The organism is Agrobacterium vacciniicorymbosi (assembly GCF_040427045.1).
Taxonomy (GTDB): Bacteria; Pseudomonadota; Alphaproteobacteria; order Rhizobiales; family Rhizobiaceae; genus Agrobacterium.
Genome location: NZ_JBETMF010000009.1, coordinates 12,658 through 26,431, shown reverse-complemented (window position 1 = coordinate 26,431; position 13,774 = coordinate 12,658). Strand labels below are relative to the sequence as shown.

The following is a 13,774-nucleotide window of genomic DNA, read 5'->3' as shown; positions in this document are numbered from 1 at the left end:
GTCATCAGGGATGGTTGAACAACTCGGTCAGGGACAGGATGTGAGTTTTTGCGCCGACTGTCGAATAAGCTTCCTCATTGTAGACGCCAACCTCAGCGTAGCAGACTTGAACCTCCTTGTTTCGCTGAGCGAAAAGCCCGACTCCGATAGTTGACAGTTTAGTGTGAAGTGGTGCCACAACGATATTCGACTTTACTTCAGGAGGTACAGCCCGTTGTAGTTCGTCTGCCACTAGCAATGGATCACGCGCGGAAAACTCGAACGTGTTTTCAATGTTCGAATAGTTTGATGCCAACTCCTTGAAGAAGGCATCGTTCATATTTGACAGTTCTTCGCTAATTGATTGATTTTTTCGTCCTCGTCCGAGCACAAGATATCGCGGTTCGTAAGCTTCGATGATCGCACGAGCTCGGGGAATTTCAAAACCCATTAAAACAACAAGCGTCGTTGGACGCGTCGGCCAAATCTCGCCAGCATATCCAACTACTGACCGGCATTGCGTAACTTTGCTGGAAAGGGGATCAGCCATCTTGCCAGCAGTGACGTACACCAGCCGGCAATTTCGACGCTTGGAGCTATCGATGCCACGTAGAACCTGGAGCAACATCAGCAATTCCTCCCGCCGAAAAGCGGTGACGTCGATAATTGCATTGTTCAAGCTGATTGAGGTCAGAGCATCATGGATACTCATTGCGGTACCTAGCGGATCGTCGATGCGCAGTTCGACAAGCCTGAGGGAGGGATGGCGTGCGGCCACCGCCTCTATACGACGCTGTGCGAGCTCGCTACGCCCGCCAGAAATGAAAAGTACGCCACGCCGACACATTCCCGGTGCCGCAGCCTCGGACACGACGGTGGAGCGCTCCTCAAAGCTTAGTCGTGCGATCAGCGGAAGTGGCCTCGTCCAGATAGATGCAGCGATCTCAAAGGTATCAATTATCAATGCTGCCTCCGTCTAAATCAAAGGTGAACTGCCCGTTGGCAGAGCTCTCTTGTTTCAAGCGTGTCTTGACGAACTCCGACGGGTTTCTCATGGCAAGCTCAAGATCATTCGACATGACGGAAAGGTGCGCCGCATACCCTGAGATATCGAGTTTGTAGTGGGGACCCAGTCGGCGTGCGAGAATGAACCTGGGGCGGCGCCCTCCGAGAGCTTCCTTTGCCGCATAATCCGATCTCTGAAGGTAGCCTAGACGAACACCGAGGTTTAAAACCCGTTCCAACTCCGGCTTAGGACGGTCTCTTAAAACGACCGAGAACACCCGCTGCTCTCGGGCATTCGGATCGAGCACCTTCCCTCGGAATAATCTCCCAAGCCCGTCGATCAAGTTGCGAAGCTTCTCATAAAGAACAGTCTCGTGGCCGTCGGCATGGAGGCTTTGAACTGCTTCGCTAATATCCATCTGCGTGTCCGATAGCTCGGAAGATTGCCTTGTCAGCGGCTCAAGGAATTCTGCCGCCCATTCTCTGATGACATCGTCCTGCACTTTGACCGGGATAACGTTCACATTCTCATTTTCAGCGTTTCCGCTTAGGACTTGATCGTACATCCTGCTCGCGGGTTCTAGGAACCAGCGTACAACGCCTGATGAAAGATCAACTAACGAGCGAAATCCGGAGTAGCTGAAAGTGTGAGACGACTTTGCCGAACCGGCAATCTCTCGCATAAGTCGCGGCACAGCATACCGCCGCGTTTCATCTCGTACGCGCTGTGCCCCAACCTGCCCTTCCGATTCTTCATTGGCTTTAGTATGTTCTTCAGTGATCTCCGCAGAAATCTCCGCAAGGCGTTTCTCCTGCGCCTTGTCGACAGGAAAAAAGTCTTCAACTGTGGTTTCTATACCCGAATTTTTGAGGCGCTTCGCAATTATCTCTCTGAGGCGCCCGCTATATGTGTCCAAGGCTGACGTGTAGACCGCTGTCAGGTTAACTTCGGTAAAGTCGTGCGGGCTTTCTATAATACGGTTATCCAAAGTACGCATCGTTGCGTAGGCAAGCTGAGTTGTAACCTTCAGGCAAATAACGCTCGTACTCCGCGTTGAGACCCAGGAGTTTAATACCCGTTGCAGAGGGATAGGCAGGTTGTCAGCATCATCCAGCATTACAAACAAAGGGACGTCTGGTAGCCCCTCCATCTTTTTCACTTCTCGGGCCAGAGGCACTAGAAGATCGAGAAAGCCTGCGAGCGCTCCCTGATAGTCCGGCTCCGTGGTTCTAAACGGCTGACGGACCAGATACTGGCGCACTTCGAAAATATCCCGTTCGCAGATTGCGGCGACGTGGTCGAACGGTAGAGTATTTTGGTCGGAGGACGTTGCGATCTCTTGCCTGATCGTCCCGCCCGCAATTTTGAACAATTCCTCGAAGCGGTCTTGAAACGAGACCGCGGAAGTCGCTGATATTTCGGAATTGAAGTTGCTCAGTAACTGCGCCACCCTCAGCACGATATGCATAACCAGAAGATGCTCGCCAATAGCGTTGACGGTGTAACCCTTGTATCGGTCGAATTCGGGCGCGCCGAAGTCTGCGGTTCGGAGGGGAACGTGAACAGCTACGAAAGGAAGCTCTTTAAGTTTGGATGCCTCTTGCTTAAGTATCATCACTCTGGGCTCAAGGCTGCGCAAAAGCATGCTTTTTCCCGTGCCCCGAGCGCCGTGCACAAACGTGTTGCTGTGCTCCTTCAGACGCGGAAAATCCGTCCAAACTTCTACAAAGTTTCGCGCAATGTATTCAGGATCCACGTGCTCTGGATTCTGAACACCGAACGGATTTGTGCTCACAATGCCTACTCCTTTTGGTCTACTAGGCAGTGTTTATCGCGAAGCTTGCAACCGTCAAACCGCGGCTCCAGTTGCTTTACTGTTTTCGACAGTCCGGGATAGCCAGCTTCCTCAAGATTTACTGCTACGTTATCGATCGGCGTATGTTGATCAAGGATCACGAGATTTGCTCTTATCCTGTCATAGCCCGCCACACCCGATAGAAACCGGTTGCAGTACCGTCTTTCGCTTTCGCATTTTTCAAGGCGCGTAGCTATGTAATCGATAAACATGACTTCGTCGGTACCACCGTGTTTATTTGGCACCTCAAAGATTCTTGGCAGAAGTTCGGTCTCGACATCATAAGTGAGGGTGATGGATTTTCCCGTGTAGTCGATCTTAGTGTTGATCGCCTTGCAGTAAAGGTTGGCAAGCACAGACATGGGCGGCGTACCCACAGCCTCGATGGCGACTTCGTCAGCACGATTAAAATTTTCGCTCAACTCGTCCGCTAAGCGCAGCAGCGCTGCAAGAAAGCGGGCGCGTACGACAACTTTGCCTATATTAGGATTAGGATCGCCGATCAGTTCGGTGATTGTGTCCTGGTTCCCGTCGTCCATGGCACCGCCGTGGGCTTGAGCAATCGAGGCGATAATGCGATGTTCGAGTTGACTCAAATTCGCTGCAACCGCCACTTCGCGCAGGATCAGGCCTGCCTGCTGCTCGTGTCCAACCCTACCCATTGCGTTCCCTGCGTCGTGAAGGAGAATCGCAACAAGCAGCACGAACACTTCGTATGGCTCAAGCAACTTGGCCGCCGCCGACGCATCGGTATCAAATCCTAGCATGCGTCCGGCGGTATCAATCACATCGTCAACATGTCCGATATCGTGCTTCGTATAGCGATCACCCTTCTGTGCAAGTGCAGACGCCGAGACAGAATAGTACTTCTCCGCTAGACGCTGTTTGATTGCTACGTAATTTTCGTAGTATTTCCCGCTTCGAAGCGGAAACTTGGATGTTGACTGAGCGCACTTCTGCAGCCGCTTCTCCAGTTCGGAGGCTAGTGAAATTTGTACAGGCATTCTAGCGCCCTCCTACTTGGTTGGAGATAGTTACGACGCTATCGAACACTGCTTTAGCAAGAATAGGGGGCACCGCGTTCCCAACCTGCTGCTGCTGGAACCCGATAGATCCGCGAAAAAGGTATCGGTCGGGGAAGCTCTGGATTCGGGCTGCCTCACGGACTGACAGCCCGCGGTCCTGTGTCGGATGGATAAGCATGCTCTTTCGAAAGTTCCCTATCACAACGGACGGTGCATCTTGGACTAAACGTTTATATATCCCAGAATGATAGCGACGCCGATCCGTTACCGGGTCTCGCATCATTCCGGGGATATCCTGCCAATTGCCGCCCTGAGGCACGTGGCGATACCGTGCGACGATCGGGTCTGCATTTCGACTAACCAGATGCCCTGTGCAGCGTTCCAAGCCGGCTTTCAAAGATCGAGCGTAAGTTGACGGTGTTACGTGCCCATACGTAAGGATGTCTTCCTCAGCACCATTTAAGAGTTCGGGAAGATCGCCGATTGCCTCCCACAGGGTCGGGGCCAACAGTGAGGTTGAAGGGATTGGGAGTTCAGGCTCGGTGTTCAAAGACCCGATAAGGAAATAGCGCGATCGCTTCTGTGGGCAGCCGAAATCTACCGCGTTGAGCACGCCGAAAGCGGTTCTGTATCCCATTCTCGTAAGCTCATCCCGGAAGGATTCGGCAAAACGTCCGCTATCTGTCTGAAGGATTCCCGCGACATTCTCGAAGACTACCCATTCCGGCTTGACGGACCCAACCATTCTTAAAAATTCCCGAAAAAGCCAGTTTTTTGGGTTCTGTGCGTGACGAGTACGCTGGTTAGACGTGGAAAATCCTTGGCATGGAGGCCCCCCGAACAAGACAACGGGTTTATCACGATCACCGATGTCGATGGTTTCGACGTTAATGATGTCGGTCGCTATCACAGTAATGTGGGGATGGTTGGCCTGGTAAGTCAGACATGCTGAGGGATGGCTCTCAACAGCTACCCTCACGTCGATACCGGAAAGGCGGGCGCCATGCGTCAGACCTCCTCCTCCGGCAAACAAGTCTATTCCAATCATCCCCGCGAACGTCTCTACCGATGCGCTGTTAAAACAACGAATTATTGTGGAGTTTTTATTATTCACGTTCTAATTGGCTAATACGGGTTTCGTCAATCACCTAAACATCGAGACAGCTATGAAAAGTCTTGGCTTAGGTGACTGATAGCCGTCCCGAGTTTTGATCGAGCGTCGAGCCCAATCTCACCGCTTCCTTATCGCCTCCAGTTCGCTATTCTTCAGAGCCATGATCGGCAGATTCACTCTGTTTCGAAAGAAGACCTCATTGCAAACCAGGAAGTCCTAAAGGAGGAAATTCGCCTACTCGCATCCGAGCAGGGCGACGCCCTCATCGTAGATGGACACGCGTCGCTGGCAAAGCAGAGCGAGATAATCCAGACCAGCGCTTGCTACTGGTCATTGCCCGACCGCGTCGACGGCGTTCGGATCATATCTGGGAGAACCAGATCAATCCCGCGCGATGGCACAGTTCGCACCCGGATCGTCGTCACCCACGGCCGACGGCGCGAAGCCCTAAAGAAACGCGAGCCCTTCAGCACCTACGCGTGAAGGATTTGCTCCTAATTTTGAGCGTTATTTGGCCGACGTACTCTCCGTGAATCCTTTCGCTCATTGTTGACAACGCATTTCAAATGAAGCCACGCTCGAATTCATGGATTCGACATCGGACATAATGAATGCGTTGCGCGCCGCGCGGGCGCTGCTGGACCTCAGCCAGGAAGAACTCGCGGTTGCCGCAGGGGTCAGCCGACAGATTATTGTCCGGATCGAAAAGTGCGAGGGCAACGTGCTCGCTGAAGCAATTGAGAAGGTACGTACCGCGCTCGAGGCTGGCGGCGTCGTGTTCGTCGAAGGCAACGCGACCCGAGGACCGGCTGTCGCGCTGGTACGTCTTCGTGGCTCCATAATGGAACCTACAGGCGAGTAGACAGCCTTTCAGAATCCACGACCAAACCGAAGTTCCTGGCAATTGTCGAGGCGACCTCATCTGGTAAAAGGGTGCCTCTTTCAAGGAGTTCTGCAGCAATTTCCTCGAGAGCGATCGAGTGCTCGGCGACAAGCAATTTCGCTCGTGAATACTGTTGCTCAAGAATTCGACCGACCTCTCCGCGCAGATCGTTCGGTAACCTTGAAGCGTAAGTTGAATTCACGTTGTGTGTCTCGATCAAGAACGGCAGGCTCCCGCCTAGCCCGTATGAGCAAAGCATGCGCGTGGCGATGACAGTCGCAGTTTCCAGGTCGCTTCCGATTGATCCGCTGAAACCGGTCGATCTCGATCCTAGCACGTGCTCCTCCGCGGCGGCGCCTGCCAGGGCCCTGCAAATGAAATCTTCGAAATCTTCACGCGTACGGAGCAAATGGTCTTCGTCGGAGACCTCATATCGGGTCACACCGGATGCTACTTGCTTTGAATCGAACCAACGGAATTTCTTTCGCATAGAGACGCTGACCCGGCATCCCGGCGAGAGGACACAGGCGGCCAACACGTGACCGGCCTCATGTAATGCAACGCGCCGGGCCTGGGCACCTGACAGCTCCTGCAAAGGCGGTAACGATTTGACGACGTCGTCGATCTGAACAGTGCGCTGAAAAGAGCGTCCGCGCTGTTTCGCCTCCCGTGCCAGCATGTCTAGGTCCGCGCCATTCCATCCTTCAAGGTCAACGGCAACCATCCTGAGTACATCTTCCGGATCTTTGATTCCCAGATGGTAGCGAAGGATCTCGAAGCGCTCGTCTGCCTCTGGTAGCTCGATTTTAATGTGGCGTTCGATGCGACCGCTACGCAAAAGGGCGGGGTCGATGACATCTGGATAGTTCGTTGCCGCGATGACCACTATTTGGTCTCGACCTTGCGCGCCGTCGATGCACTCGAGCAGAAAATTGACGACTTGGCGCGAGTAGTCCACGTGATTTCCGCTGAACTTCGCCCGATCGCCGACCGAATCCAATTCGTCCAGAAATAGGATTGATGGCTGCTTCGCCCGCGCCTCCTCGAATGATTCTCTCATGGCACCGAGGAGATCTCCGAGGTGTCCGAACGATTGCCACCGCGATACGGACGCAGCGATCAAAGGCAAACCGGCCGATCGCGCAAACGCGCGAGCAAAGAGAGTCTTTCCAGTGCCTGGGGGACCATGCAAGAGAACGCCTCGGTCCATCTCGGTCCAATCCAACGCTCCGCTTTTGACGCGGGCGAGATCAGCGATGAATCCGCAAGCCCAAACCTTTGCCCGGCCGTAACCAGGAAGATCTTCAAGAAATGGACTATCCGCGGTGGCATACTCGACGGTGGTTACGAGACGCCGCGCTTCGGCCTCTGAGAGACTGTGTTTACTAGCAATTGAAACTAACAGAGAAAAATCTAACGTTGCTACGATCTTCGACACCTCCTCGCCGAAAGGCCTCCGGCCAAGTAGTCGACGCACGGCGTGTATGTGCTTCACCGTCGGACGGGCCAGATTAACGATCCCGTCCGCGGCTATTGCGAGGTCAGAGGGGATTTCAGAGCGGCTACGGGCAAGCACTATGATGAAGTCACATTTGCCGTGCTCCTCTAAAATTGGATTAGACTCCTTGGGCTTGTTTCCCCGCGGCACCTCCAATACATGGACAAGCGCCCTTTGCTCCCGAGCCCGACGGGGCCGAGATTCAAGGGCCCCCGATAACAGCAGCTCTGCCGCCTTTCGATGCGCTTCGCTGACTTTTACGCCACCGGTGACGACAACAACGATCGAAGGAAATCCGTGCATCAGAAGGTGTTGCCTTCGCAAAGTAGCACGTAGCGCGGCATATCCCAGGAATAGAGCTGCTGACCGACGGATCTTCGCAAAAACATGCGGGGTCACGTTCCAGCTACGGACGTTAGCAGCGGCAATCGAGCTACTTGCCATCGGACTCGGCCCAGATCCGGATCATGTCCTTGGCGAAAGGCGAAGGTTTCCCAAGCCTGTACCAACGTTCCATGGACCTGACGACGCCGCCCTCGACAGACAACAGCTCCAAAGGAGCCGTGAAACTTAGCCACTCCTCTCCGCAAAGATCTATTTTCTCCTGATACCGGAAGTAGCCGGTTAGCATCGGCACCATACGGGACTCAATGTTCCAATCCTCCACCAGAGGACCATGATCTGGATTAAGTAGGGGAAGGGCACGATCCAGTAGAATTCTGCTTAGGTCTGCAGTGAGACTTGCAGATGAGTTGATGCGTGCGCTGATCGCACGCGGCGAAGAGTTACCCTGAGGCTCCCCAAAACGAAGTAGTTCCATTGGCTAATCCTTTAAAGAATCATGAGCATTAAGCTCACATAGTGATCATTTTGTCAGATTGTACCGCAATTTGTCAACAATGGTGGCTGATAACGCAGCCGACAGTTCACGATTAAGATGCGGTGGCCTGGAGCTTTGACGACGATGTGAGCGGTCCGTCCGTGACGCCGCTGGCAACAAGCCTGACCGAAGAGGGACACGGTTATTCGCTTGCGTGAATGTGATCGTCCGCGTAGCGAGAAAGCTGCTCGTTGAAGCGTATCTGTTGAGCGAAACTTCCGACGTCGTGGTGATCGAAAACAAGAACGCGTTCACGACGATCTGCGGGAGATGAGCGACAAGCTAGAGCGGAACGGCCACGCTCGATAAGGCCGCCGACAAAAGTCGTCGGCATCGGCAGTTAAGAAACGCAATCCGAAATCGAACTAATCGCTTTCGATCTCCGTCACGAGATGTTCTTCAACGAGTCAGATTTGCACTGTGGGACAGGCCAAATGAATCGCTTAATCTCGACCGATCGAAATAGCTCCGAAAAAAAATAATAGGAGCATGCCTATCGCAGCGTCACAAATGCCGATCATTTTAGCCGTATCCAGCGGAAATTCCTGAACCTTTCCAATGATGCTCAGGAAAACTGGAGTGGAAGCTGCCCGCAAATGAAACCGATAACGTTGAGAATTGAACCGCAACCAGTGTGTTTTGAGCCGCTATTAACTGTACGGGACAGCGGAGAGATGGAAAATGGTGGGCCCGGAGAGACTCGAACTCCCAACCAAGCGGTTATGAGCCGCCGGCTCTAACCATTGAGCTACAGGCCCTTCCGAAGGCTTGAAAGCCTGTTGGAATGCGCGGTTGCAATGGTTCAACCCGGCGCGGATTTGGCTTTAACGCAATTTTGTGAAGGCGACAAGTCATCGAAGCGTTGGACATGGGGACTATGCCGTATTAGCCACATAATCTCCTGCGACACACGCAACAGGGACGCTAAAAAAGAGGAATCTTAATGACATCGACACTAGCACGCTCCTTTGCGCTTTGCGCTTTTACCGCGGTTGCGGTTTTGCCCATGGCCGTATCTGCTCAGGAAAACGCAAAGCGTGAGCCGGTCATCAGCGTTTCCGGTGAAGGCGATGCGGCGGTGGCGCCTGATATGGCCATCCTGTCTTTCAGCGTGGTGAAGCAGGCTGAAACCGCAGCGGCGGCGCTGAGTGAAACCAGCAAGGCGATGACCGAAGTTCAAACCGCGCTGAAAGCCGCCGGGATTGCCGACCGGGATCTGCAGACCAGCAATTTTTCCGTGCAGCCAGTTTACAAGCAGTTCGAGCCCAAGGACGGCGTTTACGTCCCGCCTGAAATCACCGGTTATCAGGTGACCAACGGCCTGACGGTGCGCGTGCGCGAGCTTGCCAAACTGGGCGAGATTCTCGACAGCTCCGTCAAGCTTGGCATCAACCAGGGCGGCGATATTGCCTTTACCAATGACAAGCCCGAAGCGACGGTGACGGAAGCGCGCAAAGCAGCGATTGCAGACGCGATTGCCAAGGCCAAGACGCTGACGGAAGCCGCCGGCGTGAAGCTGGGTCGCGTTCTCGAAATCAGCGAGAACATGCAGCGACCCATGCCCGTACCACAGACCATGATGCGGGCGGCGGCGATGGAAAAATCCGACAGCGTGCCGATTGCGGCTGGCGAGAACAGCTACAAGGTCAATGTCAACGTGACATTCGCACTGGAGCAGTAAGACAGACGGAGGCGCTGAATTGCGCCTCCTTTTTCTTTACGCGCAAGAAGAAATCCCCTCGCCGTGAGACCATGGCGAGGGGATTTTTGTATCAGCGTTTGTGCTGTGTCGGGTTAGCGACGGATAACCGGGCAACCGCGGACATTGGCGAAGACGACGCGGTCGCGGCCGTGGCGGTCAAAGCCTGCAACGACGACGCGGCGCGGAGACACATCCACCACGCGGGCGCGACGAAGGCCCATGCGGCTTGCCTTTTCCTCAGCCATCCAAGGCGAGCAACGGTCGCGGTCACGACCCGGACGACCCCAGCCAGGACCGCCGTGGCCGCCATGGCGGTAACCGTCCTGCACGTAAATACCATATTGAACATCTGGCCCTGCCGACGCCGTGGAAGCTGTCGCAGAAATGCCGCCGAGGGCGATGAGGGCCGCAACGCCTGCTTTTGCAAATGTGCTGATCATTGTCATACTCCGTTTCCTGACGTTCGCCGGAATGCCCGGTCGATTGGCGTGACGATAAGTGCCACCGTGTGAATGTTTTCAGAACCGGCCGTTCAGCCAGCGTTCATGCCAAAAACGGCGCAAAAAACAGGAAGTTCCGGCCTTACGCAGACAAATGCAGGACGATTTGACGCTCATGCGGCTCGTTTCTGTGTTCAAAGAGATAAATGCCCTGCCAGGTTCCCAGCACCAGCTTGCCGCCCGAAACGGGGATGCCGATGGATACCTGCGTCAGGGCCGATTTGATATGGGCGGGCATATCATCCGGCCCCTCCATGGTGTGAACGACCCATGCCATGGAGGGATCGCTGGATGGCGGGACAAGCCGCGCGAAGAACGTTTTCAGATCACGCTGCACATCCGGGTCGGCATTTTCCTGAATCAGCAACGAGCAGGATGTGTGGCGCACGAAGACAGTCAGCAGCGCATCATCAACAGAAGATTCTTTGACGAAAGCCTTCGCTTGCTCTGTGAATTCGTAAAGCCCCTGCCCTCTTGTGGTGATTCTCATGAGTTTCTGTGGCAATGAAATTTTCGCTTTTCTATCTGGAACCAAATTTGGACTTCATACGTTTGATGAAATCACGCGATGTTCTGTGCGCTTTTCCAACGTTGATAATCTCAAACGTGACGGGGCACAAAAGGGAACCACACAAAGAATGTACGAATATACCGAAGTACAAAACTACAATGCCCCTGACCCAGTTCCGACTCAGTTTTGCGATACAAAATTTTTAACTGAAAATCGTTTATTAGAGACTGTAAGCCTTAGCCCAGTTTTCCATCGAAAGACGAATGTATGACGTCGCCAGTTCAGCAGGTCGATCTCACCAACTGCGACAGAGAACCCATTCACATTCCGGGTAATATCCAGCCCCACGGCTGTCTGATCGCGTGTGACAGCGCCATGCGCACCGTGCTGCGCTATTCGTTGAACTGCAACGAGATTTTGGGCGCCTCCGGCGACATTCTCGGAAAGCCTATCGAAGAGCTTCTCGGCAACGACATCGTCCATGATCTGCGCAATGCGCTGACGGTGACAGCCAATAGCAGCCGCCCGGCCATGCTGCCAAAGGTGAAGCTCGCCAGCGGCAAGTCTTTCGACATCGCAATCCACCGGTTCAAATCCGTGTCGATCATCGAGCTTGAGCCCGCAAGCGACGATTCGCAGCCGCTGCACACCGCACAGTTGATGATAGACCGCATTCGCGAAGCCGACAATGTCGACAGTCTGATTTCCCGCACGGCCCGTCTGGTCAAGGCCATTCTGGGTTACGACCGGGTGATGATCTATCGCTTCGAGCAGGATGGTGCCGGCAAGGTCATTTCCGAAGCCAAGCAGCCGGACCTGGAGAGCTTTCTCGGCCAATATTTTCCGGCAAGCGACATTCCCCAGCAAGCGCGTGCGCTCTACCTGAAAAACACGCTGCGCATCATTTCGGATTCCAACGGCGCACGTATTCCGATTGAGCCTGTGCTGGACGCTTCGGGCGAACCGCTTGACCTCTCCTTTGCGCATCTGCGCAGCGTTTCCCCCATTCATTGCGAATATCTGCGCAATATGGGCGTTTCGGCCTCCATGTCGATTTCCATCATCAATGATGGCGAGCTGTGGGGGCTGATTGCCTGCCACCATTATTCTCCACGTATTCTGCCGATGCCGATGCGCATTGCCGCGGAAATGTTCGGGGAATTTTTCTCGCTTCACCTTCAGGCGCTGAAGCAGAAGAAGAAGCTGGCAACAGCGCAGGATGCTCACGCGTCGCTGGACAAGTTTCTGCGCCTTGCCGCCCACCACAACAATATCGAAGAGCTTCTGGTTGAAAACCTCCCTGACTTCAGCAGGCTGTTGCCTTGCGATGGCGTCGGCGTCTGGATGAACGAGCGCTGGTACAGCGTCGGCTCCGTGCCACCGGACGTTATGGCGCCGCAGCTGGGCCGCCTTGTCAGTTCAGTATCCGAAGGCCGCGTCTGGGCAACCCATGCACTATTCAACCATCTGCCGGAAGCGGAAGACCTGTTCGGAGAGGCTGCGGGCATGCTGGCCGTGCCGCTGTCTCAGGTGAAGAACGACTATCTGATGTTCTTCCGCCGCGAACTGGTCCAGACACTGAACTGGGCGGGTAACCCGGACAAATCCTATGACACCGGCCCGCTGGGCGACCGCCTGACACCGCGCAAGAGCTTTGCACTGTGGAAGGAAACCGTTCACAAACAGGCGCAGCCTTGGACCGAGGAAGACCGGCAGATTGCCGAAGCTGCGCGCGTGGCTTTGGTGGAAGTCGCCTTCCGCCACAGCGAATTGATGGCCGGGGAACGGGCGCAGGCGGAAGTGCGCCAGCGCATGCTCAATGAAGAGTTGAACCACCGCGTCAAGAACGTTCTGGCCATCATCAAATCGCTGGTCGGCAACCCGACGCAGGAAGGCCGCACGCTTCAGGAATATGTCACGGCTTTGAAGGGCCGTATTCAGGCGCTCTCTTTTGCTCATGATCAAGTGGTGCGCGGTGAAGGCGGCGGGCTGCTACGCGACTTGCTGGATGCCGAACTCTCCCCTCACCGCTCGCCCGATAGCGAAATCGAAGCGCATGGCCCGAACGTACTGCTGGATTCGCGCGCATTCTCAGTGATGGCGCTGGTGCTGCACGAGCTGGCCACCAATGCCGCAAAATACGGCGCACTGGCGCAGGCGGGCGGCAGGCTTTCCATCCTGTGGGAGCTGAACGATGTCGGTGACTGCGTCATCTCATGGCGCGAAACGGTACCCGGCACCGTCACCCCGCCAACCCGAACAGGCTTCGGCTCGGCGCTGATCAGCCGCAGCGTGCCATACGATCTCGGCGGCAAGAGCCGCATCACCTATCAACCGCATGGCGTGGAAGCCGAAATCATTCTGCCAGCCCGCCATGCCAGCGCCGGTCCCTCCCCCGTCAGCCAGGACGTGACGGTGGGTGGCCAGACCGACTACACACCTTATGCCGCGGAGGAATCATTGCGCGTATTTCTTGTCGAAGATCAGATGCTGATCGCCATGGATGTCGAGTATATGCTGGAAAGCCGTGGCATAACCAATATCGAGACCGCAACGTCATCGGCCATGGCGCTGGACAAATTGAAGACGCTGACACCAGATGTCGCCATTCTGGACATCAATCTCGGCTCCGATACGTCCATTCCCGTGGCCTATGAGTTGCTGCGCCGCGACATCCCCTTCATGTTCGCCACCGGCTATGCCGACGGCATCATGATCCCACCGGAATTCTCGCACGTTCCCGTTATTCGCAAGCCGTATGACGAGGATTCGTTGCTGGGGTCGATTGGGAAGCTGGTTGGCAAGCAGGTCGTGGCGTAAG

12 protein-coding genes and 1 tRNA gene are annotated in these 13,774 nt (G+C 54.8%); 4 read left to right on the top strand and 9 right to left on the bottom strand.

Annotation, left to right across the window (positions count from 1 at the left end; translation table 11 throughout):
* Positions 1 to 4: 4 nt before the first annotated feature.
* From ABUK73_RS15000 to ABUK73_RS14985, 4 genes are read right to left on the bottom strand one after another with little or no spacing between them, the layout of a single operon-like run.
* Complete coding sequence (locus tag ABUK73_RS15000; RefSeq protein ID WP_353577986.1) at positions 5 to 943, bottom strand: hypothetical protein; 939 nt, start codon at positions 941 to 943, stop codon at positions 5 to 7.
* Positions 933 to 2,780, bottom strand: a complete 1,848-nt coding sequence (locus ABUK73_RS14995; protein WP_353577985.1) for an ORC-CDC6 family AAA ATPase — start codon at positions 2,778 to 2,780, stop codon at positions 933 to 935. Before ABUK73_RS14995 ends, ABUK73_RS15000 begins: the two co-directional genes overlap by 11 nt.
* 5 nt (positions 2,781 to 2,785) lie before the next feature.
* Positions 2,786 to 3,844: an HD domain-containing protein gene (locus ABUK73_RS14990; protein ID WP_353577984.1), complete on the bottom strand. Its 1,059-nt coding sequence runs from the start codon at positions 3,842 to 3,844 to the stop codon at positions 2,786 to 2,788.
* Position 3,845: 1 nt separating this feature from the next.
* Complete coding sequence (locus tag ABUK73_RS14985; RefSeq protein ID WP_353577983.1) at positions 3,846 to 4,979, bottom strand: DNA cytosine methyltransferase; 1,134 nt, start codon at positions 4,977 to 4,979, stop codon at positions 3,846 to 3,848.
* Between the two features lie 586 nt (positions 4,980 to 5,565).
* Between ABUK73_RS14985 and ABUK73_RS14980 the strand changes: the two genes are divergently transcribed.
* Positions 5,566 to 5,841, top strand: coding sequence for a helix-turn-helix transcriptional regulator (locus ABUK73_RS14980; RefSeq protein WP_353577982.1), 276 nt, complete (start codon positions 5,566 to 5,568; stop codon positions 5,839 to 5,841).
* Here ABUK73_RS14980 and ABUK73_RS14975 read toward each other — a convergent pair.
* The 3 genes from ABUK73_RS14975 to ABUK73_RS14965 all read right to left on the bottom strand — a co-directional run bounded on the left by ABUK73_RS14975 (position 5,828) and on the right by ABUK73_RS14965 (position 8,998).
* Positions 5,828 to 7,663, bottom strand: coding sequence for an AAA family ATPase (locus ABUK73_RS14975; RefSeq protein WP_353577981.1), 1,836 nt, complete (start codon positions 7,661 to 7,663; stop codon positions 5,828 to 5,830). The genes ABUK73_RS14980 and ABUK73_RS14975 overlap by 14 nt on opposite strands.
* 130 nt (positions 7,664 to 7,793) lie before the next feature.
* Entirely contained in the window at positions 7,794 to 8,180 is a 387-nt protein-coding gene (locus tag ABUK73_RS14970) for a hypothetical protein (protein ID WP_353577980.1), read from the bottom strand.
* Positions 8,181 to 8,922: 742 nt separating this feature from the next.
* Positions 8,923 to 8,998, bottom strand: a tRNA-Ile gene (locus ABUK73_RS14965).
* 185 nt (positions 8,999 to 9,183) lie between these two features.
* Here ABUK73_RS14965 and ABUK73_RS14960 point away from each other — a divergent pair.
* Positions 9,184 to 9,921 (top strand): SIMPL domain-containing protein, encoded by a 738-nt coding sequence (locus ABUK73_RS14960; RefSeq protein WP_353577979.1) that lies wholly within the window; start codon positions 9,184 to 9,186, stop codon positions 9,919 to 9,921.
* A 113-nt stretch (positions 9,922 to 10,034) separates the two neighbouring features.
* On the opposite strand, the gene ABUK73_RS14955 is transcribed toward ABUK73_RS14960, so the two are convergent.
* Both ABUK73_RS14955 and ABUK73_RS14950 read right to left on the bottom strand, forming a co-directional pair.
* A complete protein-coding gene (locus ABUK73_RS14955; protein WP_353577978.1) occupies positions 10,035 to 10,382 on the bottom strand; it encodes a hypothetical protein in 348 nt (115 codons plus the stop codon).
* 142 nt (positions 10,383 to 10,524) lie between these two features.
* Entirely contained in the window at positions 10,525 to 10,932 is a 408-nt protein-coding gene (locus ABUK73_RS14950) for a secondary thiamine-phosphate synthase enzyme YjbQ (RefSeq protein WP_454892379.1), read from the bottom strand.
* Between ABUK73_RS14950 and ABUK73_RS14945 the strand changes: the two genes are divergently transcribed.
* Together ABUK73_RS14945 and ABUK73_RS14940 are read left to right on the top strand one after the other, a co-directional pair.
* On the top strand, positions 10,931 to 11,224 hold the full coding sequence (locus ABUK73_RS14945) for a hypothetical protein (protein WP_353578150.1): 294 nt from the start codon (positions 10,931 to 10,933) through the stop codon (positions 11,222 to 11,224). The genes ABUK73_RS14950 and ABUK73_RS14945 overlap by 2 nt on opposite strands.
* A complete protein-coding gene (locus ABUK73_RS14940; RefSeq protein WP_353577976.1) occupies positions 11,221 to 13,773 on the top strand; it encodes an HWE histidine kinase domain-containing protein in 2,553 nt (850 codons plus the stop codon). Before ABUK73_RS14945 ends, ABUK73_RS14940 begins: the two co-directional genes overlap by 4 nt.
* Position 13,774: the final 1 nt, after the last annotated feature.